Below are 26,343 nucleotides of genomic sequence, written 5' to 3' on the forward strand. Positions count from 1 at the left end.
GCCTTCCCGTGCGCGCTTTTCGCTTTCCACGCTTGGCTTCGCTCATGAGCCGACGGTTAGATGCGGTGAGTCCACGTTTTTTGCTCACTAGACGATGGTATAGCTTGCTAAATATGCTCGATTCGATCATTTTAGTGCGCATACTCATCAAACCGATCATTCACCGCCTTTCTGGAGGCTCGCATGAGCAATTTCGAATTCCGTGGCATCGTACCCGCACTGATCACCCCCCTGGACGAGCATGAAGAGATCGACGAGCAGGGGCTGCGCGAGCTCACGGAAACACTGATCAAGAAAGGCGTGCATGGCCTCTTCGCCCTGGGCACCAACGGTGAATTCTTCTCGCTGACCGATGACGAGAAAGTGCGCGTGGCGACCATCGTCAAGGACCAGGCCGCTGGCCGCGTACCCGTTTATGCCGGTACCGGCGGTTACACCACGCGCGGCGTCATCGAGCTCAACCGTCGCATGGAAGAAGTGGGCGTCGACGGGCTTTCAATCATCACCCCCTACTTCAACGGCGCCACCCAAGCCGAGCTGATTCTGCACTACCAGCGCATCGCCGAAGCCACGCCGCTGCCGATTCTGCTCTACACCATCCCGGCCAAGGCCGGCGTGACCCTGACCATCGACAGCGTCGCCAAGCTCTCCGAAATCCCCAACATCCGCGCGATCAAGGACAGCGGCGGCGACTTCGACCGTCTGGTCCAGCTGATTCGCCTGCGTCGTGACGACTTCGCCGTGTTCACCGGCACCGACTCGATGATCCTGTGGACGCTGATGGCCGGCGGCGACGGCGCCGTTGCGGCGACCACCAACGCCGTACCGGACGTGGTCATGACCATCTGGAACGCCTGGCAGGCCGGTGACATGGAGACCGCCCGCGAAGCCCAGGAGAAGCTGCGCCCGCTGCGCAACGCCTTCGCCCTCGGCACCATGCCGAGCGTGCTGAAGACCGCTGCCACCCTGCTCGGCATGCCCGCAGGTCCCGCGCGCTCGCCGGTGCAAGCGCTCACCCCCGAGGCCCTTGAGAAGCTCAAGCAGGTGCTGAAGGTCTACGACCGTGTCGAGCGCTGAGTCGCGCACCGTTCAACTGCTGATCGTCGCCGATGACCTGACCGGCACGGCGGATTCCGCCGTGGGCTGTACCCAGGCGGGTCTTGCGACCGCCGTGGTGCTCGGCGCCCAGGCCACCGAGTGCGCCGAGGCGGTGGCGCTGGATCTTGATTCGCGCGGCGTCAGCGCCGCCGAGGCCGCCGAGCGACACCGCCAGGCGCTCGCTGCCTGGCAGGGGCGCTTTCGCTGTCTGTTCAAGAAGGTGGATTCGACCCTGCGTGGCAACGTCGCCGCCGAGATCGCAAGCCTGGTGCCGCTTGCCGGCATGGCGATCGTCGCCCCGGCCTACCCGGCCACCGGGCGCACCACTCGGGGCGGCCGCCAGTACCTCGACGGCGTGCCCGTCGAGCAGACCGAAGTGTGGACCAACGAAGGCATCCAAGGCCGAGCGAACCTGGTCGAGATGCTCGAAGGCGCGGAACTCGCCTGCGCCCGGCTCGATCTCGCCATGCTCAGAAACGATGCGGACCTGACGGCAACGCTTGCCGGCCATCGCGATCGTGGCATCCAGGCGCTGGTGTGCGACGCCGAAGATGAGGCAGATCTGGCGCGGCTGGCCGCCCGGAGCGCCGCTCTGTCAGGCGTCTTCTGGGTCGGGTCGGCGGGGCTCGGCAACCACCTGCCAAAAGCGCTCGGCCTCATTGGCCAAGGCGAGCGCCTGCGGTCTTTGATCGGCACACCCCATACCCTGATCGTCATCGGCAGCATGAGCGGCGTTTCCCACCGTCAGGCCGACCGCCTGCTGGAGAGTCCGCAAGCGCCGACGCTGATCGAGATCGATGCCAGCGCGCTGCGGGCGAGTGGCGACCTTCGCGAAATCGAGGCGTGCCTCGACGACGCCCTCGCCCGGCGCCAGAACGTGATGGTACGCCTTCGCCAGGGCACAGATCGTAATGCCGCCGAGGGACCCTTGCTTGGTCAGGCGCTGGCCGCGCTTCTGGCGCCGCGCCTTGGCCGCGTCGAGCGGCTGATCGCCACCGGCGGCGCCACCGCCCGGGCGATTCTGGTTGAGGCCGGTATTGCCCGCCTTGCGCTCGTCGACGCCCCGGATACCGGCATGGCGCGGCTGCTCGCCGCCACGCCCGCCGGGCCGCTCGAGGTGATCACCAAGGCTGGCGGATTCGGCGACGAGCACGCCTTTCAGCGGGTCTGGCAGGGCCAGCCCGACCCCAGTGATTCTTCTATCCATAAGGAATGTTCATGAGCGACCGTCCCGTTATCGGTATTACCATGGGCGATGCCGCCGGCATCGGCCCTGAAGTCATCGTGCGGGCCCTGGCCCACGACGACGTCCACGATGTCTGCCGCCCGCTGGTCATCGGCGATGCGGGGCGCCTCAAGAAGGCCATGGACGTGGTCGGCTCGACGCTTTCGCTGCATGTGGTCGATACCCCCACCCAGGCACGTTTTCAGCGCGGCGTGATCGAGTGCATCGACCTGGGGCTGATTCCCGACGACCTGCCTTGGGGCAAGGTCTCGAGCGTGGCGGGCGATGCCGCCTACCGCTACATCGCCAGGACCGTGGAGCTGATCGAAGCCGGCGAGCTCGACGCCATTTGCACCGCGCCGTTGAATAAGGAGGCGCTGCATGCCGGCGGTCACGTGTTCCCCGGCCATACGGAGCTTCTGGCGCATCTGACCGGCACCGAGGAAGTCTCGATGATGCTGGTGACCCCCAAGATGAAGGTCATCCACGTCACTACCCATGTGGGCATCATCGACGCCATCGCGCGGATCAACCCGGGGCTGGTGACGCGCACCATCGAGCGCGCCCACGAGACACTGGCCCGGGCCGGCAACCACCACCCGCGCATCGCGGTGTGCGGCATCAACCCCCACGCCGGCGAGAACGGCCTGTTCGGCTACGGCGAAGAGGAAGAGAAGATCGTTCCCGCCATCGAGGCGCTGCGCGCCCGGGGCTGGGACGTCGAAGGGCCGCTACCGGCGGATACCCTGTTCTTCCGCGCCGGCCGAGGCGATTTCGACTGCGTCGTCGCCATGTACCACGACCAGGGCCACGGCCCGGTCAAGGTGATGGGCCTGGAAGCCGGCGTCAACGTCACCGTGGGACTTCCGGTGGTGCGTACCTCGGTGGATCACGGCACCGCCTTCGACATCGCCGGCAAGGGCATCGCCGACGAGCGCAGCCTGATCGAGGCGTTGAGCCAAGCGGTTGAACTCGCCAGCCGGCGCACCGAGGCGGCCTGAGGCCGACCCGTCACGTCGCGACGTTTTTATCTCGTATCGGCGGGCAGGTACTGCCAGGCGCCTGTCCGCCGCCGTTACATAAGGAGAGCATCATGGAACGCATCGGTTTTATCGGACTTGGCTTGATGGGCGGCTACATGGCCTCCAACATCCTCGCCGCGGGCTACCCGCTCAAGGCCTTCGATCCCAAGGCCGCAGCGGTCGAAGCGCTCATCGCCAAAGGTGCCAAGGGCGGTGAGAACGCCGCGGAACTGGGTCGTGACTGCAGCATCGTGTTTCTCTGCGTGCCCACCTCCGAGCACGTCGAGCAGGTGATCGACGGCGACAACGGCCTGCGCGCCGGCGCCAAGGCGGCAGGCAACGCGCTGATCATCGTCGACTGCTCCACGTCCCAGCCCACCGTGACCCGGCGCCTGGCAGAGTCGCTTGCCGACGATGGCATCACGCTGGTCGACGCGGCCCTCGGCGGCACCCCGACCCAAGCCGAATCCGGCCAACTGCAGGCCATCGTCGGCAGCAGCGACGAGACGCTCGCGCGCCTGCGCCCGGTGCTCGAGGCCTGGGCGGGCAAGATTCTGCACTGCGGCGGTGTCGGCACCGGCCACACCATGAAGCTCTTGAACCAGTTTCTGGCCATGAGCTACGGCGCGGTGTTCTCCGAGGCGCTGACCATTGGTGCCAAGGCCGGCATCTCGCCCCAGGTGTTCGACAGCGTCATTCGCGGCTCGCGCATGGACAGCGGCTTCTACCAGACTTTCTTCCAGTACGTGCTCGAGCGCGACCGCAACGCCCACCGCTTCACTCTGGCCAACGCCGGCAAGGACATCCGCTACGTGGCGGCGCTGGCCGACGCCCTGGACGTGAAGGCCGATGTCGCCCACGCGGTGAGCGATCTTTACGCCAGTGCCCTGGCCCAGGGCGACGGCGACAAGTTCGTGCCGGAGCTTTCCGATATCGTCGCCAGCCGCCATCAGCTCAGCCTGTTTTAAGGAGTTCGCGTGAAGATCGTCTGTACTTCCCCGTCCTTCGCCAAGTACTCCCGCACGCCTTTCGATCTAATCGAGGCGGCGGGCGCCACCGTCGAGAGCCTGCCGGCGGACATCAGCGAGGCGGACTTCATCGCCCGCGCTGCCGATGCCGACGCCGCCATCGTCGCCTTCAACCCCATGACCGAGGCCGTGTTCAGCGCCCTGCCCAACCTCAAGGTGGTGACCAAGCACGGTGTCGGCGTCGACAACATCGATCTTGCTGCCGCCGAGCGCCACGGCGTTCGCGTGACCAACGTACCGGCCGCCAACCGACACGCCGTTGCCGACTTCACCTTCGCCCTGCTGCTCTCGCTCGCCCGCGACCTGCCGCGCGTCGATGCGGCTACCCGCGCCGGTGAGTGGCCGCGCTGCTTCGGTCGCGACGTTCACAGCATGACGCTGGGCATCGTCGGCATCGGCAGCATCGGCCAGGCAGTCGCCAAGCGCGCTGCGGGCTTCGAGATGCGCGTGATCGCTTATGATCCCTTCGCCAAACCCGAGGCGGTGGCGGCTCTCGGCGTGGAGCTGGTCGATCTCGAGACCCTGTGCCGGGAAGCGGACTTCGTCACCCTGCACGTTGGGCTCTCCGAGCAGACCCACCACCTGATCAACGCCGAGCGGCTGGCGATGATGAAACCGACGGCCATGCTGATCAACGCCGCTCGCGGTGGCATCGTCGATGAAAGCGCTCTGTTCGACGCGCTTGACGCCAAACGCCTGGCCGGTGCGGCCATCGATGCCTTCGAACAGGAGCCGCTGACCGAAAGCCCGCTCTACGCCCTGGACAACGTCATCGTCAGCGCCCATATCGCAGGCTACACCGAGAACGCGCTTACCACGCTCAGCACCACCTGCGTTGAAGACGTTCTCGCCGTTTTACGCGGCGATACTCCCAAGCATCCGGTCAAGGCCTAGGCCTAGGCCTAGGCCTAGGCCTGAACGATACTCGCCCTGTTCGCGGTGAGTAGTGCTTGAAACGATACCGCCCCCGCCAGAGGCTCTGGCGGGGGCGGTATTTTATTCTCGAACGATAGCGTATTGCTCTTCCGCCCTAGTGCTCCGGCCAGTGATCGAGCAGCTGGCCCTCAGCGTCGAAGCGCATGGGGCGCGGCTCGTGGATCACCTCGATACCAGGACGCTTACGCACCTCGGGTAAAAGCGCTTCGGAGACGTAGAGGTACTCCAGGTGCAGCGTATTGGGGATACGCATGATGCCGATGGCGTCAGGCGTATGGGACCCGCAGGTCTTCACGGCTGCCTGAAGGGTCGTGCGCTCGTCGGGCATCGCCAGCGGGATCGAGGCGGCGATCAGCACGCCCGACGTGAGCGAGTTGGTATAGACCTTCTCGCGGTCGAAACGCTGGAAGAGGCGCTCGGTGATCACATCGGCACGCGCGACGCCGTTGGCGTTGCCCTCGCTCTTGTCGGTGACGTCGAGCACGGCGATGCGCGCGACGTCCGGGCCGCCGCTGATCGCGGTGGACGAGGGTCGGCCGGTGATGTTGGGGTCCATGCCGCTGCCCGAAAACTCCTTGCCTACGTAGTCGACGATCAGTACGTCCAAGGGCCCCGAGGCCAGCGGCGCATCAAGTGGGCCAAGCGGCAGGCGCGGCATGTTGCGCATCGCCTGGCCTAAATAGACGCGCTCCTCCTCGACCATGGTTTCCGGGGGCAGGATCACCACCCGGGCCAGTTCGTCGTAGGCGTTCTCCAGGGTACCCACGCCAAACAGCACGCGGCACTTTTTGAGCTTCATGCGCCCCATCTCGACGATGAAACGGCCAACGTAGTGGAAGCCCCAGGCGTGGCAGTTGTCTGCCCCTGACTGCTTGCCAAGCCCGATGGAGAGCATCTTGATCAGACCGCTTTCGTTGTCCGAGCGAAAGGCGCTGTGCGGCTTGATGCGGTTGAACAGCACGATGCCATCGGCTTCGAAGGCGAGCTTGTCGATCTGCACCGACATGCCGTTTTCGAGCACGCCGATCTCGACGGTTTCCATGCTCGAGCGAATCTCGCAGTCAACGCTCTCTTCGGTGATGCCAAGGTGCGCCAACACGCTGATCTGCCCCTCGGCCGTCGCACCACCGTGGCTGCCCATGGAGGGGACGATGAAGGGCTTGGCGCCGCGTGCCTTGAGCTCGATGACGATGGCGCGCACCAGCTCCGGCAAGCTGGCGAGCCCGCGGCTGCCGACCGTAAGCGCCACCGACATGCCCGGCTCGATACGCTCGCTCACGACCTTGGCCTGAGCAAAGGCTTTCTCTATCGCCGCGGCAGGATCAGTGGCCGGCTCGGTGTCGAAGTGCTGGCGTACGAGCGCCATCGGTGGCAGCGCCACGCCCTCGACGAGCTTCGCGTAACTAGGTCTCATAGCGTCACCTCGATAGCGGGCGAAGGATCATACCTTCGCCGCTTGGCGCTGTTGTTTCCAGCTGCGCAGTGCAGGCAGCAGCAGAGAGAGCACCGCCAACCCCAGGAAGAATAGCGTGATGGGGCCAGAAAGGAATACACCGAGATCGTCGCGTGCGCTCATCAAGCCAAGACGCAGGTTGGACTCGGCCATCGGCCCGAGAATCAGCGCGATACACAGCGCCGCCTGGGAGAAACCGTACTTCTGCATGAAGTAGCCCAGCACGCCGAAGCCCACCATGGTGTAGAGATCGACCACGTTGAGGTTGATCGCCCAGGAGCCGACGAAGCAGAACACCACAATGGCCATGGTCAGCAGGCGCCGCGGCACCCGCAAAATCTGGGTGAAGAAGCGAATGCCCAAAAGGCCGAACACCAGCATGAAGATGGTGGCGACGAACACCCCCGTGAAGATGCCGGTTACCACCTCCGGGTTCTGCTGGAACAGCATCGGACCCGGGGCCAGACCCTGAATCATCAGCCCGCCCATCAACACGGCGGTCACCACGTCCCCCGGAATGCCCAGGGCCAGCAGCGGAATCAGCGCCGCCGCGCACACGGCATTGTTGGCGCTTTCCGTGGCGGCAACCCCGGGCATGTGGCCGGTACCGAATTTCTCGGGGGTTTTCGAGGTACGCCGTGCTTCGTTGTAGCTGATCCAGGCAGCGGTGCCCGAGCCCGTCCCCGGCACGATACCGATGAAGGTGCCGATCAAAGAGCCGCGCAGCATGGGCATGCCGCTCTCTTTCATCTCTTGGCGATTGGGCCAGATGCCGCCCACTTTCATACGCTCGACGCGGTCACTGAGGATCTTTTCGATCTGAACGAAGACTTCCGACAGCGCGAACAGACCGATCAGCGCAGGGGTAAAGGCAAATCCCGAGGCAAAGCCCGAAACGCCAAAGGTGTAGCGAGAAATACCGCTAATGGGATCGGCGCCAACGCAACCGATCAACACGCCGGCAAGCCCGGCGATGGCCCCTTTCAGAATGTCGCCGGAGAGGCTGGCGATGATGGTCAGGCCGAAGACGGCCAGCGCAAAATACTCGGCCGGACCGAACTTGAGCGCCAGCGTCGCCAGCTGGGGCGCCAGCGCCGCCAGTACGATGGCCGCGAAGATCCCGCCCACGAAGGAGGCGATGGTCGCCATGCCCAGCGCCTTGCCCGCTTCGCCCCTCTGGGCCAGCGGATAGCCATCGAGCACCGTGGCCGCCGAGGAGGGCGTGCCGGGTGTACGCAGCAAGATAGCCGAGATACAGCCACCGTAAATGCCGCCGATATAGATGCCGATGAGCATGTTCAAGCCCATGACCGGCGCCATACCGAAGGTCAGGGGAATCAGCAGCGCCACCCCCATGGTGGCCGTCAGCCCCGGCAGGGCACCGATGATCATGCCCCCCAGCGTGCCTAGTGCGATGATCCAGAGAACACTGGGATCAAAGACTGCCAACACATACGATGAAATTTCCATAGCGACCTGCTCAATCAGATAAACAGCCAAAAACTACTTGCCCCCCGACAAGGCGGGGGGCAAGCCTGCTTCGGTCTTACTGGTTTACGCCGTACATACCCAGCTGACGAATGATCTCTTCAGCGGTGGCAGAGTCGCGCTCGGCCAGCTCGCGGAAGTCATCGGCCGAGCGGTAGTCGACGAACTCACCCATTTCTTCCATGCGGGCCAGGAACTCTTCGTCTTCGAAGGTTTGGCGCAGCGCTTCAGAGAGCGTCTCCTTGACGTCGTCCGGCAGGCCGACAGGCGCAATCACGCCCTTCCAGGAGGACCAAGTGAAGTCGATACCGAGCTCTTCCGGCACCGGCGTATCGGGCAGCACGTCGATACGCTCGTCTTCCATCACCAGCAGCGCATTGATGCTGCCGGACTGGATCTGCGGCAGCACTTCGGCCGGAGAAGCAACGACGGCGTCGATGTGACCACCAACGCAGGCGGTTACCGCTGCCGATGCACCGCCGAAAGGCATGCTGTTGAAGTCGAGGTCAGCGGCGTTGCCGAAACCTTCGATGGCGATGTGGTTGGCACCACCGGCACCGGAGTTACCGACACGGACTTCGCCCGGATGCTCACGGGTGTACTCGACGAAACCTTCGGCATCGTCGAAGGGTGCGCCCTGGCAGCCTGCAACGACCATCAGGTTACGCCCCATCAGCGCAATGAATTCGACGTCGTCGAGGCTATAGTCGACACCGCCGTAGTGAGGCAGCATGGCCAGCGGGCCCTGGGCACCCATGCCCAGGGTGTAACCATCGGCACGCGCATGCACCGCCGCGCTGGTACCGATCGAGCCGCCGCCGCCGGGCTGATTACGTACCACGAGCGATTTGCCCAGGTACTTCTTCAGCGTATCGGCCATGATGCGAGCCGATAGATCGGTGCCCCCACCGGCTGAGTAGGGCACGACGATCTGTACCGGACGTACCGGGTAGTCGGCAGCAGCAGCGGTCGCAGCAGTGAACAGAACACCGCAACCAAGGGTGGCGAGAGTCGGGAGCAATTTTTGCATCAGCGTTCTCCAATAGGTTTTTAATGGTTATTGTCTATATGGACGGGCAGTCGCCCTTAATGAAGGGTGGCAAACGGCCCCACCCCGGTTACGGTAGATAGACGTCGAGCAGATACGTGAACCCGTAGTAGACGCAGGCCACGACCACAGCGGGAACGACTAGAACCTGCAGCACACGGCGCTCGCGCAGCAGCAGCATACCGATGACGAAGGTGGCAATCGTACTGGGCAGGTAACCAACACGCTCGAACGCAATGGCGTAGGCAATCATCAATACCACGAAGAGCACCAGCACCACGGTGGCGTAGCGCACGCCCGAGCGTTGGGGAGCACGCTCCTCGTTGGCGGCGCTCACCTCGCTTACTGTGACTTCCGTACGCAAGCCGCGAATGAACAGCGCCACGGAGAGCAGAGCAATGCCCACCACGGTGATCCACGGCAAGAAAGCCGGCCCTGCCTGGCTACCGGCGCCCGAGGAAGGCACCATGGTCGTGCGCCAGGCAGCGAAGGCGCAAAACGCCAGAAGTAAAAGGGCCAACCCACAATCGGTTCGTTTGAGTAACATGTTGCTCTACCCTGTTGTCTAACTCGGTTATCTAGCTGATCGGTACATGTTTGCGCGTGTCTGGCAGTCAGCCACCAGGCAACGACCAAACCAATCAAAAGCCTAAATCTTGAGTGACAAAATGATCTGTTCAATCCTTTTTGGCAATACGGCCTTGATCGAGCAGTGTCATACTGACAAAGCATGATTATTATAAATAACTGATATAAATGGACAATAATAGAAAAAATATCGAAAGGGACTATACTAATGTCTAACACAAACATGATCACTTCGATCACAATTTGGGACTTTAGTGATGCATATAGCCTTTGCGGCTGCCATACTCACCGCCAACGCCATCAGCCGAGTTCGCCATGAAAGTCGTCAAACGCCGCAAGGCCATGCTTGAAGCCGTCCGTTCCGGAGTGTGCAGTATCGAAGCGCTGTGCCATCACTTCGGTATCTCTGAGGCGACCGTCAGGCGTGATCTTGGCGCACTGTCACGCGAGGGTGTTCTCGTGCGCACCTACGGCGGCGCCACCACCTCGATCGGCCAGCGCGAACCCGAGCTCAACCTCGAACAGCGCCGCGCCCGCCAAGGCGATATCAAAATTCGCCTGGCCGAGTGCGCGCTCGACTGCATCAAAGATGGCGATACCCTTTTATTGGATGGCGGCACCACTACCGCCGCCCTTGCCGCACGTTTGAACGAGCGCAAGGGACTACACGTCATTACCAACAACATGGCCGCGCTGCCGCTGCTCACTCAGCTTCCCGAAGGACGCACCACGGTACTCGGCGGCGACTTGCGCACGCCGAGCATGACGGTCTACGGCCCACTGGCCTATGAAACGCTGTCGCGACTCACCGTCGACCGCGTCTTCGTCAGCGCCGACGGCGTCACCGAGCAGGGTCTGTGCGAGGCCAGCCCAGATCAGGCTTGGCTGAAGGAGGCGATGATCGCCCGGGGTGCCGAAGTCTACGTCATGGCCGATGCCACCAAAATCGGCCGCGCCAGCCAGCAGCACTGGACTCCTCTGCCCGCGCGCTGGACGCTGATCACCGATGCCGATGAAGAGCTCACCGGCATCTTTTCCCCGCGCAAGACGACGATTCTGCGTCCGCAGTAAATCAACGAGGCTAGATGCCCGTACTGCAGGCGCCCCTATGGGGCGCCTGCACGGCTTATCGGGGGCCTATCCAAGGCTTAGCGTGACACGTTGCCAGGCAAGGGACGGCGCTGCATCAGACTCAACCCGACCAGCGTCAGCGTGGCCAACGGCATGGCGACGAGCACGCTATTCCAGCCCATGGGCTTACCCAGCAGGATTTCCCATATCAGCGTGACCAAGCCCCCGACGATCATGGCCGCCAATGCTGCCCGCGGAGTCGCCCGTGACCACAGCAGGGCAGCCAGGAAAATCGGCGTAATAGCGGCGCCATACATACCATAGGAGTACATCTGCATCGCCAGTACGCTGGGGAAGAAGGCGCCCAAGACCCATGCCAGCACTCCGAGCCCGACCACGCTCAGGCGGTTGACGAGCAGTGCCCGATGCGGCGAGATATCGAACTTGAGCCAGCCCACCAGGATGTCCTGGGTCAGGCTTGCCGAGGCCGACAGCAGGTAGGAGTTGCCCGTGGTCAGCAAAAGCGCCACGAGCGACGCAAGCATTAGCCCACCGACGGTGACCGGCAGTCCCTGCTGCGCCAGCGTCATCATCGCCGTGGAGGGCGTGATATCGGGATAGAGCACACGTGTGGCGCATACCAGCAGGGTAATCAGCGACGAGCAGACGATCGACGCGATGACCAAGCCCAGTGCCGCCTTCTTGGCCGTGGCCGGATCGCGCGCGGCGGCAAACCGCTGGAACAGGTTCTGGTCGCCCAGAATCAACAAGAACAGCGGCAGGAAATACCCAAGCGCCTGCCAAGGCGATAAGCCGCCCAGCAGCGTTTGATGCGTTGTCGGCAACGCCTCCATCATTCCATCGAGACCACCCAGGCGGCTTAGCACCAAGGGTAGCGCGATCAGCATGCTGCCAAAGATGATCACGGCACTGAGATAGTCGGTATAGGCCACCGATACCAAGCCCCCCATCGTGGCCAGGCCAATCATCACGGCCGCCGCAATCAGTACGCCCTGCCATACCGGCAAGTCGAAGGCGAGGTTCAGCGCGTGTCCGGCGCCGGTGAACTGGTAGGAGACGATGCCCACATAGGCAAACAGGATGATCAGCGAGGCAATAGAGCGCGCGGCGGGGCCAAAGCGCTCCTCGATCAAGCCAGGAATGGTGGTGGCCCGCGAAAGACGCATCTTGCGCGCCAAAAAGAAGTAGACCACCAGCGCGGCAATCGGCGTACCGGCGAAGAAAAAGATCGCCGCTCCCGGGCCATGCTGAAAGACGAAGCTGGCGCCACCCACGATCGACCCTGAGCCAACGAAGGTGGCCAATAAGGTTGCGGTCAACACGATCGTGGAGAGCGAGCGTCCGGCGACGATGAAGTCGGTATCGTCGTGCACCTTACGCCGAGAAAAGTAGAGGCCGATCACGACCATGAGCAGAATATAGGCAACCACGAAGAATGCGTGCATGAATGCAGGCCTCCGGTTTTAGTTATCGTTTGGGAGTATTTTCCAGCAGGCGCCGGATCAAGAGTGATCCGGCGCCGTGTTCTTACGCATCCAGTCGGTTCTTGACCTCGCGCCCGCCCTGCAGGATCAGCGACAGGTGTTCGCCCTGGCCGGTCAGCAGGCGCATGTCTTCCAGGGGGTTGCCGTCAACAACGATCAGGTCGGCAAAGGCGCCCGGCGCCACGCAGCCAACCTCGCCCTCCATGCGCAGAAGCTTGGCGGCGGTGACCGTGGCACTGCGAATCACCTCATGCGCCGGCAGGACCTGAGAGCGAATCACGAACTCCTCGGACTGGTGCGGATGCATTTCGCCCAGAAGGTCCGTGCCGTAGGCCATCTCGAGGCCGGCCTCGCGCATGGTGATCAGGCTCTCGAGCCCGGCCAGGCGCACATCGTCAATCTTGGCGACGGACTCGGGCTTCAGCCCGTAGTCGGCCCCCTCGATCTTGAGCCGTTCGTAGGTGACCAGCGTCGGGCAGGCGATCGCGCCGCGCTCGGCGGCAAGCCGAGCGGTGTCCGGCTCGATCAGGTTGCAGTGCTCCAGTGAGCGTACGCCTGCCTCGACCGCCCGGCGAATCGCCTCGTCGGTATAGAGGTGGGCACTGACATAGGTCTGAGCGTTGGAGGCCTCCTCGACGATGGTCTTGAGTTCGTCGACGGAAAAGCTCAAGAACTCGATCGGGTCGCTCGGGGAGGAGACGCCGCCATTGGCCATCACCTTGATGAACTGCGCGCCGGCCTTGATCTCTTGGCGCACGGCACGGCGCACGGACTCCACGCCGTCGCAGATGCGCCCCATCGATCCCAGGCGGCGGGTCTGGTACTGATCATCGCGCTCGTCGTAGAAACCGCGGTAGTCGTTATGTCCGCCGGTCTGGGAAAGCGCCTTGCCGCAGATGACCAGGCGCGGGCCAACGAAGTGTCCTTCGGCAACGGCCTGCTGAATACCCCGGTCGGCACCGCCGACATCGCGCACGGTGGTGAAGCCGCGCATCAACATGCCCTTCATGATTGGCGTTGCCCGGGCGGCGACGAGCGCATCCGGCAACAACGCGTTGGCGCCTAGATCGGCGGTCGTCGCGATGACGTGTACATGGCAGTCGATCAACCCTGGCATCAGCGTGCGGCCGGTCAGATCGAACTCGCGAGCGTGGGGTGCGGAAATGGGCGCCGATGACACCTGCGTGATCCGGTCATTCTCGATCAGCACGTGGACACCACACTGCGGGTCAGGCGATGTACCATCCACCAGCGTAGCATTGGTCAACAGCAAAGCAGAGGAAGCGGAGTCGGTCATGGGATAGGCTCTTATGTCTTGTGGATATATCGCATGTTCATCCAAGCCTAACCAGCGCTGCGCACAGGTGAAAAACGATAAAAACGCATGCCAACATGCGCATGGCGCATTGTAAAAAACGCTACTCGGCGATGGCCTCGTGCTGGCGCAGCCATGCCTTGAAACGCCGCGTGGCAGCCGTTTCGCGACGCTCCTCGGGGGTGATCAGGTAGTAACCGCCCCCGTGGCCGGCCCAGCTGGACGACGCCCAGACCAGGCGCCCGCTGTCGATCTGACTGTCGATGACATGGCGCCAGCCAAGCACGACCCCCTGCTCTTGAATCGCCATTTCCACCAGTGCAGGGTAGTTGTTGAACACCACCGGGCTCGCGTGAGTGGGCATGACCAGATGGTGATAGCGAAACCAGTCGCGCCAGGAGATCCACAAGCTTTGCGCATCCTCCAGCGCCAGCAAGCTCTCGTCGAGCAGCTGGTGTGGCGCCAGCAAGTCCCCGACCGCCAGACCATGACGCGCTCGACAGGCGTCGAGATAACCGGGCGCGCATACTGGCCCGACCTGCTCGCTTAGCAGCAGTGACGTGTCGAAGCCCGCCAGTGTCGGTACCTTGAGATAATAGAGCGCCAGATCAAACTCGAAAGGAGACAGCAGTGAGACGCCATCTCGCACGATCAGACGCAGATTGATGGAGGGGTGCTCGCGCCGGAACCGGCTCAAGCGTGGCGCCATCCAGAACAGGGCGACGCCCGCCGTGCAGGCAATCGTCAGCTCGTTCTCGCCAGTGCTCTTCATCACCTCGGCTGTCGCCTGTGCGCAATCATCGAGCAACGAACGAACCCGCAGTGCATAGGTCTCGCCGGCGCGCGTCAGGGCCAGTTGACGCTGCTGGCGCACGAACAGCTTGCGCCCCAGAAACTGCTCGAGGTGAACGACTTGACGACTGACGGCACTTTGGGAAAGGTGCAGTTCCACTGCGGCCCGGGTAAAGCTCATGTGCCGAACCGCCGCCTCGAACGCGATCAGAGAGTTGAGCGGCGGCATGGGAGACATACGCATGGGGAATCGACCCGAAGGCTAGAAAAGACGGGACTGACAGCTCGAAAGAGTAGGCCCCGCTGACGGCGCGATCATAGCATGCCCCCTGCCCGAGCAGACGAACGAGCATTGCCCCGACGGTGATTGACGCCGACCACTTTCACACACTGCCCGAGCGGACGTCTGCGTTCGGAGCTTGACGTGAGGTGCCGTCGGCGAGCCAGGCGTGGATCTCGCTCACGACGCTCTCCGGGTGGGTCATGTGGATGCAGTGGCCGACGCATGGCAGCTCCTTGAGCGTGGCGCGCGCCATGCGCGCGTGCATGTAGCGGCCGACGTTCGGGTTCGCCAGCGTATCGACCTGACTTTGCAGCAAGAGCGTCGGATGGGCGGCCTGGGGCAGCACGTGACGGTAGTCGGCGAAGAAGGTGGCCCGGGCGAACACCTTGGCGACGATCGGGTCGGTGGAGCAGAAGCTCTCCGACAGCTTGCCGATCAGGTAGTCGGCACTTTCCGGCCCCATTACCAGCGGCGCCAGGTAGTTGGCCCAGCCGATGTAGTTGCGATCCATCAGCTCGAGAAGCTCCTCGAGATCGGCGCGCTCGAAGCCGCCGTGATAGTCCGGTGCCACGTTCAGAAAGCAGGGTGACGGACAGATCATCACCTGGCTCGCGATGCGCTCGGGAATCTCGAGCGCCGCCAGTTGGCCGATGGTGGCGCTGACCGAATGGCCGACGACATGCACATCGCGAAGATCGAGCGCCTGGCAGACCTCCATCACGTCCCGGGCGTAGCCTTCAAGGGTCGCGTAGCGCGTGGCGTCGAAGGCCGAGAGCTGCGAGCGCCCGGAGCCCACGTAGTCGAACAGCACCAGCGTGTAGCGCTCGGCGAGTGCCGGCACGATGTACTGCCACACCCTCTGGTCGCAGCCGAAGCCATGGGCCAGCACCAGCGTTTCGGCGCCCTCGCCCAGCACCGTGACATTGTTGCGTTTTCTGATTTCCGAGGGGGTCAACAAACCGCGTTACTCCTTGCCTGTGTCATCGGGGTGATACTTCGCCTTGAATTCGCCCTGGTGCCAGGCCTGCACCCAGTCGGGCAGCGCGTCGGCGGGCATGGGTCTTGCGATGTAGTAGCCCTGGCCCTGCTCGCAGCCCAGTGCCAGAAGCTCCCGGCCATGCTGCAGGGATTCCACGCCTTCGGCGATCACCTCGCACTCGAATGCCATCGCGAAGCCGATCACGCCTTTGAGAATGGCCAGGTCTCCGCGGCTCGTCAGCATGTTCTGCACGAAGCTGCGGTCGATCTTGAGCGTGTCTACCGGCAAGTCGCGCAGCTGGCTAAGCGACGAGTAGCCGGTGCCGAAATCATCCAGCGACACCCGGAGCCCCAGCGTGCGGCAGGCGTTGATGATCATGGCGGCCTGAGCTATGTCTTCGATCGCGCTGGTTTCGAGCACCTCCAGCTCGAGGCTGCCACGCGGCAGATCGGGAAACTCGTCGAGCAGCGTTCCCAGGTCCTGAAGGAATCGCGGGTGCAGCAGGTGGTAGCCGTCGATGTTCACGCTGACGCCAAGCGTCAGGCCCTGATGGTGCCACGTGGCGAGCTGGTCGAGCGCGGTGGCGAGAACCCAGCGCCCCAGGCGCACGCCGCACAGCGTCTTGCCCAGTGCCGGCAGAAAGGCGTGGGGGCCGAGCAGCCCGCGTTCGGGGTGGTTCCAGCGGATCAACGCCTCGGCACCGAGCACCTCGCCGGTACGCATGTTGACCTTGGGCTGGTAGTAAAGCTCGAACGCCCCGGCGACCAGCGCCTCGTTGACCGCGACCAGCGCCGAGTGGCGCTCCTTCTGCACGTCCTCGTCGTCGCTATCGAAAAAGCGCACCTGATTCTTGCCGGAAAGCTTGGCCTGGTACATGGCGTTGTCCGCCTGGCGCACGAGTTGATCCGGCTCAAGCGCCCGGGCCTGGGGGTAAAGCGTCACACCGATGCTGGCCGAGAGCGTCAGCTGAATGTCGTCGATCACGAAGGGCTCCGAAAGCCGGCTCCCCAACCGCGCCAGCAGCGTCCGTTCGATCGCCTGGGAGGCGCAGCCCTCCACCACCACCACGAACTCATCCCCTCCGAAGCGCGCGACCAGGTCGTTCTGGCGCAGCGTCGACGTCAGCCGCTCGGCCACCTGCTGCAGCACCCGGTCGCCGATCGCGTGACCGTGACGGTCGTTGACCTCCTTGAAGCCGTCCAGATCGATGAACGCCAGCGCGAACCCGCGACCGCCGGGGGTGTGATCGACGATCCGGCGATCCAGGTCTCGACTCAGGGCGGCGCGGTTGGGCAACCCGGTAAGAGGATCGGAGTGCGACAGCGAACGCAAAAGCGCCACCTTGTGCTCCAGCAGTTGCTGGGTCTTCTTCAGCTCGACGTACAGCTGCTCGGAGCGCTGGGCGTTGGCGATGCTCCAGAAACAACGCTCGCAGACATCATCATACACTGCGCTCACCACGACCGGCACGGGGCGTTGCTTTGCCGAGAGCAGCGTCAGGCGGACCTCCTCGCACTGCCCGTCGCGGGCAAGCGCCGGCACGACGAACGACTCGAAGACGATGCGCGACGCCTTGCTGAACAGATGAAACAGATCGCACCCCGCCAACGCCTCGGGCGCATGCCCGTACTGGCGCGCGATGTAGCGATTGCTGTAGAGAACGCGTCGCCGGGCGTTTGTGACCACACACCCCATCGGAAACTCGTCGAGTGACAACACGCTGGGCGTGTACATCATGACCTGCGCCTTCTATCAGGTGGCAAACTGGAATTAGCCAATGATGACCAATGAGAGATCGTATTGCCATCAATGAAATACAACGCTCTTGCAACGTTGACGATGTTTATTTGTACTGCACAGGGTACGGTTTATCGTGCGACGATCCCAGTTCCCGAGCGACACCGGTCGCTGCCTTACTCAACCAGGAGCCTTGCATGCAGTATGTCGTGACCGCTTATGACTTCACCGACGACGACGCCCTGTCGCGTCGACTGGCCAACCGCGAGGCCCACCTGGAAGGGGTCCAGCGCATGATCGAGGAAGGCCGCTTTCTCAGCGGCGGCGCGATCCTGAATGACGCCGGTCGCATGATCGGCTCCACCGTCCACGTGGCCTTCGACACCCGCGCCGCGCTCGACGCCTGGCTCGTGCAGGACCCCTACACCACCGGCCGCGTCTGGGAAACGCTGGATATTCGCGAGGTGCGGCTGGTGCCGGTAACTCAAGACGCTTGAACGTCAATTACTTCCACCGCCAGCCGCCTCTCTTGATGACATTGCATGCATACGAGCAGCGGTTAGTGCTGGCCCGCTGAGCGTTTCGTGTTAAAACGCCTCCCATTCGGGTTCACCGATGGCACGGCTGGCGGGCTTATGCAGCGGTGCCGCTTTCTGGCGCGGCAGGGTACGCTCGATGGTCTGGTTGAGTTTGAAAGTGCCGACCAGCTCCGCCAGACGGCTCGCCTCGTCCTCGAGGGCGGCGGAGGCGGTGCTGGTTTCCTCCACCAGCGACACGTTCTCCTGGGTGGCGCTGTCCATCTGGGCCACTGCGGTGCTCACCTGGCTGATGCCGGCGTCCTGCTCCTTCGCCGCCATGGCCAGCGACTGCATCATGTCGTTGACCTTCATGATCGCACCGTTGATCTCCTCCATGTCGTGCCGGCTGTGGGCGGACTGCTCGGCGCCCTGGGCGATGCGCTGGGCAATGTCCTCGATCATGGCGCGGATCTCCTTGGACGACGAGGAGGTCTTGGTGGCCAGCGAACGAACCTCGCTTGCCACCACGGCGAAGCCACGGCCATGTTCGCCGGCCCGCGCCGCCTCGACGGAGGCGTTGAGTGCCAGGATGTTGGTCTGGAAAGCGATGGAGTCGATGACCTGAACGATATCGTGAACTCGGTGGGAGGTCGCCTCGAGCTCGCGCATGAGCTGCGTGGTGCGCTCCGAGGTCTGCTGTCCTCGCGCCACCTTGCCGGCGGCGTCCTGGGTCAGGCGTTCCGCTTCCGAGGCGGTTTCGGCGTTCTGGCGCACCAGCGACGAGATCTCGTCCATGCTGGCAGCCGTCTGCTGCAGCGCCGCCGCCTGCTGCTCGGTGCGCGAGGCCAGATCCTGGCTGCCGCCGGCGATCTGCTTGGAGCTGCTGGCCACGGCCTCGCCGCTCTGGCTCAAGGTGCCGATGATACCCTCCAGACGCGACTGCATGTCCGCCAGGGCGTTATAGAAGCGGCCGACCTCGTTGCGCCCACCAGGCTCGAGCCGATGGGTAAGATCGCCCTGGGCGATGCCTTCGCACACGCCGGCGGCATGCTGGAGCGGCGCGACGATCAGGCGGTTGACGAGCAATTGCATGGCAATGAACAGCGCCACGCCCACCGCCAGCAGCGTACCGACGACCAGCATGGAGACCTTGCTGTCCTGGCGCTCGTCTTCGATGAGCGTTTCGCCGTACTGGAGTGCATGCACGCTGAAGCGATCCACCGCGTCGCTGAAGGCCGGAAAGCTTTCGTTAATGCCGTCGCGCAGCCGATCGAGCTCGGCGTAGTCGCCGGCGGCCATGGCCTGGCGCAGCGGCGGCGTCATGACACTGTCAAAGGCCGTAGTGATGGCGTGCAGCAGATCACGGTGCTCGCCGGCGGGCGCATCATCGGCAAGCCTCAGGTACTCGACGAGCGTGTCACTCTCGACGAGGTTATCGCGTGCCTGGTCGAGGGCGTTGGCGGCACGGTCGGCGTTACCGCCCATATTGTGCAGTACCATGCGGGCCAGACGCAGGCGCACTTCCATGAGGTGGGCCTTCAAGCGATTGGCGTCGTTGGCCTGAACGGCACTGATCTGGTTGATTTCCGACAGCTTGTCGATGGATTCGAGCTCGCTGCGAATGGCCAGCGTGCCAGTGATGATGATCATGCCCAGCAGCAGTATCAGCGCTGTTGAAATGAGCGTCTTGACGGAAAGGTTTTTCATCCGGGGTCTCGTGAGAACTACCTGTGCCTGAAGTGGCAAGTCAGGCATTAAATTATAATTATTATCATTTATTATGATTGTCGGAATTACCTATTGTTTTCAATGGCAGTTAAAGGCTTCCACCTGACGTCAAATCGGTTAGATTTTAAAGTTTTGTTCAACATCTGGGCAGCTTTCGTATGCAATCACTCACTCTGGAGCAATGAATTCACTCCCCGACCATCGTGTTGGCCGATCAGAAAACGACAGCGCCCCGCGAGCTGATCGCAGGGCGCTGAATGAGGGAACCTGGCGGAATTACTGGCCGCCGTTGAACTCGTCGATGCCGTAGCTGCGCTCCATTTCGCGCTGGTCGGCGTCGAAACCACTGATCTCGACCGAACCATCCTCGTCGAGGTCGATATCCTCGAAGCGGTCGAAGCCGTCCTGGCTTGCGCGATCCAGAAGACTCGCGAGCTGCTCGGCGTCGAGTCCCCAAGGTGCGACCTGAGTGGCGTGAGCCGACTGGCGAAGCACTTCGCCACTTTCACCGTTTAGCGTCATTTCGATCTGCTGGCCTTCGGCGTCCCACCCCTCGACCTCGAACTCCAGCGTGCCGCGCTCCTCATCGACCTGAAGCTCACGGAACGAAGCCACGCCTGCGCTCGCGGATTGCTCGATCAGGTTGGCGAACGCCGTCTGGTCGAGCGCTTCCTGGTAGTCGTTGCGGTCGGCCATGGCGCCTTGGCTGAGACCCAGTGCGGCGGCGGCGGTGATAGCGAGTGCGATTGATGTCTTTTTCATGGTGATCATCCTTTTCAATGAGTGACTCCGCAGGTGGAGCGCCGCTGTACCGGGCGACTTCCTCCATCGAGGATCACTCTATCCGGCGCCACCTTTCACCAGCGTGATGGCGGCGTTCATGTTGCGTTCACCTTGGGCGCGACGCTGTGACTGTGCGATGCCGGCGGCAAGCTTCGCCTATCCTGGCTTCAAGGCCTATCCTGAATTCAAGAACGCGCCTCACCGGTCGATATGGCGCGACGAGCCCTTCCCCTTGCCAGGTGAGTCACTGCTCTATGGCCGACCCCACCTCGACAACATCCGGTGACGTCCGTCAGTACGCCATGACGGCACGCGGAGCGTCGCGCATTTTCATTGCGGTCATTTGCGCCTTGTTTCTGGTGGCGGGAGGCACGCTGGTTCACTTGAGCCTGACGATGGACGCGCACCAGGTACGCCAAAGCGAGGCTTACGCGGCCCAGGCGCTGGAGAGCCGGGAGGACAAGACCGGCACGGCGCTGACGGACTACGCGTTCTGGCTCGAAGCCTATCGCGCCACGCTCGGCGTTATCGATCACATCTGGGCCTTCGAGCGCGACAACCTCGGCCCCTCCCTGTACGCGACCTATGGTCTGGAGGGCGTCTTCGTCCTGGGCCCCACGGGCGCGACCCGCTATACCCTGATCGACGGCGCCCTGGACGACGTGAGGGCGAGCGACTGGCTGCAGGGCTATATTCCCACCCTGCTCGCCCGCGCCCGCGAGGCCTCGGTGAAGGATGACATCGCTTCCGGCTACTTTTCCGTCGACGGCGCCGCCGCCATCACCTACGCCGCCGTCATCCGCGAGCAGAGCACGGACCAGCAGTTCGACCAGCTCTCTTACCTGCTGTTCGTCGACGTGTTGACCCCGGCCGAGCTTGCCCGTATCGCCACGGACTTCAACCTGCCGGGATTGACCGCCCGACCCGGGGTCGCGCTCGACGTCGCCTCGCCGGCGCTTACGCTCAGCAAGAGCATTGGCGACGGCATCACCTTGCAGTGGCAAAGCGAAGCGCTGGGGCGCGCGATTTTGATCAAGTTCCTGCCGATGCTGGCAGTGCTGGGGGCGCTGGTCGCCGTACTGGTCCTGATCCTGCGTCGCCGCGTCCAGCGCGCCGGCGAGACCACCGAGCGGGCGCAGCAGGCGCTGCGCATCAGCGAGCAGCGGTTCAAGAACATCTCGGAGGCCACCTCGGACTGGATCTGGGAAACCGATGCGCGACAAACGCTGACCTTTCTCTCCGAACGATTCACCATCCTCACCGGCCTTTCGCGCAGCGACTGGATCGGCCGCCCCTTGAGCGAGCTGCTCGATCACGACGCCGCCAGACTCACGGCCACGGCCAGCGATGACGACGTTCCGGGACGCAAGCCGGTCGACTGCCGCATGCGCGACCACCACGGACATCTTCGCCACTGCCAGCTCTTTGCCTGCGAGGTGCGCGAGGGCGGCCGCCTGCAAGGCTACCAGGGCACCGTTTGCGACATCACCCCGGAGATCGAGGCTCGCGCACACATCGAGCACATCAGCCACCACGACGCCCTGACCGGGCTTGCGAACCGCCACCATCTCCACCATTACCTCGGCCATCGCCTGGACGAGTACGTCAGCGCCGAGCAGCCGCTCTTTCTGCTCGCCCTCGATCTCGACCGTTTCAAGCCGATCAATGATACCTTCGGGCACCTGGCCGGCGACACCGTCCTCAAGGAGGTGGCCAACGCCATCAGCCGCTGTACCCGAGAGAGCGATTTCATCGCCCGGCCGGGCGGCGACGAATTCGTCATCGTGACCACCGGCTGTCGTACCGTAAAGAGCGCCGAGCGCTTCTGCCAACGCCTGATCGAGCAGATCAATCGCCCGATTCGCGTCGGTGACATCGACGTCAACGTCGGTGCCAGCATCGGCGTCGCCATCGCTCCCGAGCATGGTCGAGTCGCCGGGGAGCTGCTGCGCTACGCGGATATCGCGCTTCATGAAGCCAAGGCCGGCGAACGCAATCGGTTCAACCTCTACGAACCGACCATGAACGAGCGCATCATGACCCGGCGCCAGCTCGAGATGGACCTGCGCCAGGCGCTACACCAGGATGAGTTCCGCGTCTTCTTCCAGCCCCGCTTCGATGCACGGTCCAGGAAAGTGCTGGGCGCCGAAGCGCTGGTGCGCTGGGCGCATCCGAGCCGCGACCTGCTGAGCCCGGCCAGCTTCATCGTGCTGGCCGAGGATACCGGCCTCATTTTCGAGCTCAGCGACTGGGTACTGCGCGCGGCGTGCCGCCACGCCCTCGCCTGGGACGACGCGCTGATCGTCTCGGTGAACCTGTCCGCCGTGGAGTTCCAGCGCGCCGACCTGGTCGAGCGTGTCCAGAACGCGCTGAAGGAGACTGGCCTGGCGGCGCACCGGCTGGAACTCGAGATTACCGAGAACGTCATGCTCGAGGATGCGGTGTCGGCGCTGAGAATGATGCACCGGCTCAAGGCCTTGGGCGTGCGCCTGTCGATGGACGATTTTGGCACCGGCTACTCGTCGCTCGGTTACCTGCGCCGCTATCCTTTCGACGGGCTCAAGATCGATCGCAGCTTCATCATGGAGATGGAACAGTCGCAAAGCAGCCAGGCCATCGTGGATGCCATCATCAGCATGGGCCACGCGCTCTCCCTGACGGTCACGGCGGAAGGGATCGAGACCGCCGAACAGCTCGACCGGCTGATCGAGCTGACCTGCGATCAGGCGCAGGGGTTTTATCTGGCGCGTCCGATGTCGCCGGCGCACTTCACCAGGCTGCTCGAGGACCCATTCCCTGGCTGATACGACTCGGCCAGACCATGCGCGTTGCGCCGAACCGGCGCCTTCGGTGGTGAAACAAGGTAAGCTGTGATGATCGATGCTCGAGAAGCGCGGCGCGGCTCGACACCCTCACCCAGGCGCACAAGGAACGTGGCACCCATGGCTCGCAATCGCACCCTGTTCAGCGCCCTTTTGCTACTGCTGCCACGGCTGGCCGCCTTTGCCTGGCGAGTGATCAATCACTTTCTGCACAACCGCGGCATCCTGCTGGCCGGCGGGGTGGGCTACAACATCCTGCTTTCCGTGGTGCCACTGTTCGCCCTGCTGGCGGTGATGCTGACCCGCGTGGTCGACGAGCAGCATCTGCTCGAGGTGCTGGCGGTCCAAGCGCGCCATCTCGCCCCGGCGCATGCCGAGGTAGTGATGGACGCAGTGCGCGGACTCCTCGACTCCCGCGACGTGATCGGCATACTTAGCCTGCCCATCCTGCTGCTGCTGAGCTCCTTCGCCTTTCGCATGCTCGAGGATGCGCTGGCGCTGATCTTCCATACCTCCGAGACGCCAAGGCGGCGGCTGTGGATCTCGATGCTGCTGCCCTACGCCTTCATGCTGGTGCTGGGCGCCGGGCTCACCGCCCTCACCCTCGTGGTCACCCTGGCAAGCTCGCTCAACGCCCTGGCGCTGGCGCTTTTTGCCCAGGAACTGCCGCTGGCGGGTCTCTCCGGCTCGGTGCTCAACCTGGCGAGCTTTCTCGGCGTGTTCCTGCTGTTCAGCGCCATCTACAAGGTGCTGCCGGTGGTCCGGATCGCCCTGCACCGGGCCATCGTCGGCGGCTTCGTCGCCGCGCTCTTGTGGGAAGCCGTGCGTCTGCTGCTGGTCTACTACTTCACGCACCTTTCTTTCGTCAACGCCATCTACGGCTCGCTCGCCGCCCTCATCATCGTGCTGCTCAGCCTCGAGATCGGCGCGATCATTTTGCTGCTCGGCGCTCAGGTAATCGCCGAGCTCGAGCGCAACTCGCGGCTGGGGCTCGTCTGGTACGTGGCCCCGGATCGGGCGCCGATCAGTCGGGTGGAGTGAAGAGGTGCGTACACAAGCTCAAGTCTCAGGGAACTACGATACCCAGCGCATTCAGTGTTGGTGTATCCATCCGACCATTAACCTCTATTCCCGAATCAGATTGAAACAATCTCAGTGCCCCTTGAGTTTGATTGCCCATTATCCCATCCAACACTCCCTTGTAATATCCCTGGATCATTAATGCCGTTTGCACACGCATAATGAGCTGAGCAAGATCATCACTATTAGGCGCCCTTCGAGGCGCTACATTAGAAGAGCTTAAAGAAGGTGAGGAACCATCATTTAGATTAGAACCTTCACTAGTGCTTCGATTTGAGTCAATACTGTTATTAGTTGTATTTGGTATAGACCGGGTAGCTGGAGGTGTATAAGTAGATCTAGGTGCGCTATAACCACTCGATCCACTGTAATGGGAACGGTGAGAACTGTGTGATCGGTGCGAGCTATGGGAGCGGTGCGAACGATGCGCTGCATACATATTCACCGCATCCTCAGCGTTGAGCGTATTTCTGAATACGGGAGGCTCATCTCCCGCCTCTTCCGCCCAGTCAAATCCCTCTAGCGCCTCTATCCCAGCATAGGCAAATGGCGCCCCGGTCATAGGAATAAGCGCCATGGTCTGGCCCAGCAATAGCTTCCAACGAGTCAACAATTTCACGAGGCTCTCCTTGTGTATTCAGCAAGCTCTTCTGTCGTTATTGAACGTATCCCACGACTCTGCCAACGAACCGTATGAGACTTGAAGAAGCCAGCACAGCGCTCCACGCCCGCACAGCTTTGACATGTGTCGATAAACAGATTCTTCCAATCAGAAATGCTTTGACGGTAAAAGGACAAAAGCGACGGCTTTAAAACACAAAGCGGCAGATTATATACAGACACATTCATACCTCTTGCGTTCAGAAAGTGTGCCGCCTGGCCCAGCTCCTCTTGGTAATCCATAGGATCAATCCAAAGTTCTTCGTAGTGCTTCTTTGCCAACCCCATATTTTCTATTCCCATAAGCGCGACATGCTCGACAAAAGGCATATTTCTAAAGATGAAATGAGCAAGTTCAGGCAATCGGCGGGTCGTCAGGCGGCTCAACACCACACGAATCTCGATTCGCTGATTCGCTCTGGCAAGGTTGTAAATACCTTGTATCGTCTCGCTGAAGGCGCCAGGCGCTTGCACGACATGATCATGGTCATAGGCATTATCGGCATACAATGGTACGCCCCAGGTCAGTTGCGGATGATCAACCCTTCTTAAATCCTCAATCCATGTTGAATCATTTAATAGCCTGCCATTACTGAGAAGATGCAGAGATTTTTCTGGCAATTGTTTTTTGGCTTTTCGTAGAATTTCCAGTAGCCCTTCACGATAAAGCGTTGGCTCCCCACCACTAATACCCAACTGCTCTTCGCCCGGGTCAATTAGATCCATTACACGAAGGTTCTCTTCTACATGCCAAGCATCATCAATGTTCTTCGGCGGTTGCGAGCACATCAAGCAAAGACTGTTACAACGGTCAGTCATGAACAAGAGGTTACTGTTGGATCCTCGGCGATACAGTACTCGCACGACTGGCGACCCAGTCGATACGACAATGACGTCTCCTGGCTGAACTACACGAGGGTCCTTGGGACTGAAAAGCTGAGTACCCGAGAATGCATTCATTGGTGATAAGCTTGTGGCAAAAAGTAAGCCTCCCACCGGTAAAGACAGCAGTTGATGAATGGCGTCTGAAACGTTATCTACCCAAAGCATCAAGTCATCAAAATGTGCCACTCCCGCGCAGGTAGCCATTCCTTTCTCTATGAACTCGGAAAGCGTGACTACCTTAAATAATTTAGTGTTACGTAGATTATGAACCTCAAACTGAGTATCAAGTCTTAGCATAC

General features: G+C 62.4%; 22 protein-coding genes. 9 read left to right on the top strand and 13 right to left on the bottom strand.

Annotation, left to right across the window (positions count from 1 at the left end; genetic code table 11):
• Positions 1-183: 183 nt before the first annotated feature.
• The 5 genes from dapA (at position 184) to GEV37_RS08900 (ending at position 5,267) form a co-directional block, all read left to right on the top strand.
• A complete protein-coding gene (dapA, locus tag GEV37_RS08880; RefSeq protein WP_227389885.1) occupies positions 184-1,077 on the top strand; it encodes a 4-hydroxy-tetrahydrodipicolinate synthase in 894 nt (297 codons plus the stop codon).
• Positions 1,064-2,320 (top strand): four-carbon acid sugar kinase family protein, encoded by a 1,257-nt coding sequence (locus GEV37_RS08885; protein WP_227389886.1) that lies wholly within the window; start codon positions 1,064-1,066, stop codon positions 2,318-2,320. Before dapA ends, GEV37_RS08885 begins: the two co-directional genes overlap by 14 nt.
• On the top strand, positions 2,317-3,324 hold the full coding sequence (gene pdxA, locus GEV37_RS08890) for a 4-hydroxythreonine-4-phosphate dehydrogenase PdxA (RefSeq protein WP_227389887.1): 1,008 nt from the start codon (positions 2,317-2,319) through the stop codon (positions 3,322-3,324). The genes GEV37_RS08885 and pdxA overlap by 4 nt, the downstream gene beginning before the upstream one ends.
• Before the next feature lie 92 nt (positions 3,325-3,416).
• Positions 3,417-4,313, top strand: a complete 897-nt coding sequence (locus GEV37_RS08895; RefSeq protein ID WP_227389888.1) for an NAD(P)-dependent oxidoreductase — start codon at positions 3,417-3,419, stop codon at positions 4,311-4,313.
• Between the two features lie 9 nt (positions 4,314-4,322).
• Entirely contained in the window at positions 4,323-5,267 is a 945-nt protein-coding gene (locus GEV37_RS08900) for a phosphoglycerate dehydrogenase (protein ID WP_227389889.1), read from the top strand.
• Positions 5,268-5,403: 136 nt separating this feature from the next.
• Here GEV37_RS08900 and GEV37_RS08905 read toward each other — a convergent pair whose 3' ends face one another.
• The 4 genes from GEV37_RS08905 to GEV37_RS08920 all read right to left on the bottom strand — a co-directional run bounded on the left by GEV37_RS08905 (position 5,404) and on the right by GEV37_RS08920 (position 9,845).
• Positions 5,404-6,723 carry a nickel pincer cofactor-dependent isomerase, group 22 gene (locus GEV37_RS08905; protein WP_227389890.1) on the bottom strand — a complete coding sequence of 440 codons (1,320 nt, stop codon included), beginning with the start codon at positions 6,721-6,723 and terminating at the stop codon, positions 5,404-5,406.
• Positions 6,724-6,750: 27 nt separating this feature from the next.
• The gene (locus GEV37_RS08910) at positions 6,751-8,214 is read right to left on the bottom strand and encodes a tripartite tricarboxylate transporter permease (RefSeq protein WP_227389891.1); all 1,464 of its coding nucleotides are present in this window, start codon (positions 8,212-8,214) and stop codon (positions 6,751-6,753) included.
• 94 nt (positions 8,215-8,308) lie between these two features.
• Positions 8,309-9,280 carry a Bug family tripartite tricarboxylate transporter substrate binding protein gene (locus GEV37_RS08915; protein WP_227389892.1) on the bottom strand — a complete coding sequence of 324 codons (972 nt, stop codon included), beginning with the start codon at positions 9,278-9,280 and terminating at the stop codon, positions 8,309-8,311.
• Positions 9,281-9,368: 88 nt separating this feature from the next.
• Complete coding sequence (locus tag GEV37_RS08920; RefSeq protein WP_227389893.1) at positions 9,369-9,845, bottom strand: tripartite tricarboxylate transporter TctB family protein; 477 nt, start codon at positions 9,843-9,845, stop codon at positions 9,369-9,371.
• Positions 9,846-10,201: 356 nt separating this feature from the next.
• Here GEV37_RS08920 and GEV37_RS08925 point away from each other — a divergent pair, with 356 nt between their 5' ends.
• Complete coding sequence (locus GEV37_RS08925) at positions 10,202-10,957, top strand: DeoR/GlpR family DNA-binding transcription regulator (RefSeq protein ID WP_227389894.1); 756 nt, start codon at positions 10,202-10,204, stop codon at positions 10,955-10,957.
• A gap of 77 nt (positions 10,958-11,034) precedes the next feature.
• On the opposite strand, the gene GEV37_RS08930 is transcribed toward GEV37_RS08925, so the two are convergent.
• The 5 genes from GEV37_RS08930 to GEV37_RS08950 form a co-directional block, all read right to left on the bottom strand.
• Positions 11,035-12,423 (bottom strand): sodium:solute symporter family protein, encoded by a 1,389-nt coding sequence (locus GEV37_RS08930; RefSeq protein ID WP_227389895.1) that lies wholly within the window; start codon positions 12,421-12,423, stop codon positions 11,035-11,037.
• A gap of 82 nt (positions 12,424-12,505) precedes the next feature.
• Complete coding sequence (locus GEV37_RS08935) at positions 12,506-13,759, bottom strand: metal-dependent hydrolase family protein (RefSeq protein WP_227389896.1); 1,254 nt, start codon at positions 13,757-13,759, stop codon at positions 12,506-12,508.
• 121 nt (positions 13,760-13,880) lie between these two features.
• Complete coding sequence (locus GEV37_RS08940; RefSeq protein ID WP_227389897.1) at positions 13,881-14,813, bottom strand: LysR substrate-binding domain-containing protein; 933 nt, start codon at positions 14,811-14,813, stop codon at positions 13,881-13,883.
• A gap of 139 nt (positions 14,814-14,952) precedes the next feature.
• Positions 14,953-15,810: an alpha/beta fold hydrolase gene (locus tag GEV37_RS08945; protein WP_227389898.1), complete on the bottom strand. Its 858-nt coding sequence runs from the start codon at positions 15,808-15,810 to the stop codon at positions 14,953-14,955.
• 6 nt (positions 15,811-15,816) lie between these two features.
• Positions 15,817-17,568: a putative bifunctional diguanylate cyclase/phosphodiesterase gene (locus GEV37_RS08950; protein ID WP_227389899.1), complete on the bottom strand. Its 1,752-nt coding sequence runs from the start codon at positions 17,566-17,568 to the stop codon at positions 15,817-15,819.
• Positions 17,569-17,765: 197 nt separating this feature from the next.
• Between GEV37_RS08950 and GEV37_RS08955 the strand changes: the two genes are divergently transcribed.
• Positions 17,766-18,065: a YciI family protein gene (locus GEV37_RS08955; RefSeq protein ID WP_227389900.1), complete on the top strand. Its 300-nt coding sequence runs from the start codon at positions 17,766-17,768 to the stop codon at positions 18,063-18,065.
• 90 nt (positions 18,066-18,155) lie between these two features.
• Here GEV37_RS08955 and GEV37_RS08960 read toward each other — a convergent pair whose 3' ends face one another.
• A complete protein-coding gene (locus tag GEV37_RS08960) occupies positions 18,156-19,793 on the bottom strand; it encodes a methyl-accepting chemotaxis protein (RefSeq protein ID WP_227389901.1) in 1,638 nt (545 codons plus the stop codon).
• Between the two features lie 297 nt (positions 19,794-20,090).
• On the bottom strand, positions 20,091-20,576 hold the full coding sequence (locus tag GEV37_RS08965; RefSeq protein WP_227389902.1) for a PepSY domain-containing protein: 486 nt from the start codon (positions 20,574-20,576) through the stop codon (positions 20,091-20,093).
• A 275-nt stretch (positions 20,577-20,851) separates the two neighbouring features.
• Here GEV37_RS08965 and GEV37_RS08970 point away from each other — a divergent pair, with 275 nt between their 5' ends.
• Positions 20,852-23,401 carry a bifunctional diguanylate cyclase/phosphodiesterase gene (locus GEV37_RS08970; RefSeq protein ID WP_227389903.1) on the top strand — a complete coding sequence of 850 codons (2,550 nt, stop codon included), beginning with the start codon at positions 20,852-20,854 and terminating at the stop codon, positions 23,399-23,401.
• A gap of 138 nt (positions 23,402-23,539) precedes the next feature.
• Positions 23,540-24,460 carry a YihY/virulence factor BrkB family protein gene (locus GEV37_RS08975; protein ID WP_227389904.1) on the top strand — a complete coding sequence of 307 codons (921 nt, stop codon included), beginning with the start codon at positions 23,540-23,542 and terminating at the stop codon, positions 24,458-24,460.
• 25 nt (positions 24,461-24,485) lie between these two features.
• Here the strand turns inward: GEV37_RS08975 and hxsA are convergent, their stop codons facing one another.
• Positions 24,486-25,118 (bottom strand): His-Xaa-Ser repeat protein HxsA, encoded by a 633-nt coding sequence (hxsA, locus tag GEV37_RS08980; protein ID WP_227389905.1) that lies wholly within the window; start codon positions 25,116-25,118, stop codon positions 24,486-24,488.
• A complete protein-coding gene (gene hxsC, locus GEV37_RS08985) occupies positions 25,115-26,341 on the bottom strand; it encodes a His-Xaa-Ser system radical SAM maturase HxsC (protein ID WP_227389906.1) in 1,227 nt (408 codons plus the stop codon). The genes hxsA and hxsC overlap by 4 nt, the downstream gene beginning before the upstream one ends.
• Positions 26,342-26,343 lie beyond the last annotated feature (2 nt).

It is taken from the genome of Vreelandella malpeensis (assembly GCF_020622355.1).
GTDB classification, from domain to species: domain Bacteria; phylum Pseudomonadota; class Gammaproteobacteria; order Pseudomonadales; family Halomonadaceae; genus Vreelandella; species Vreelandella malpeensis.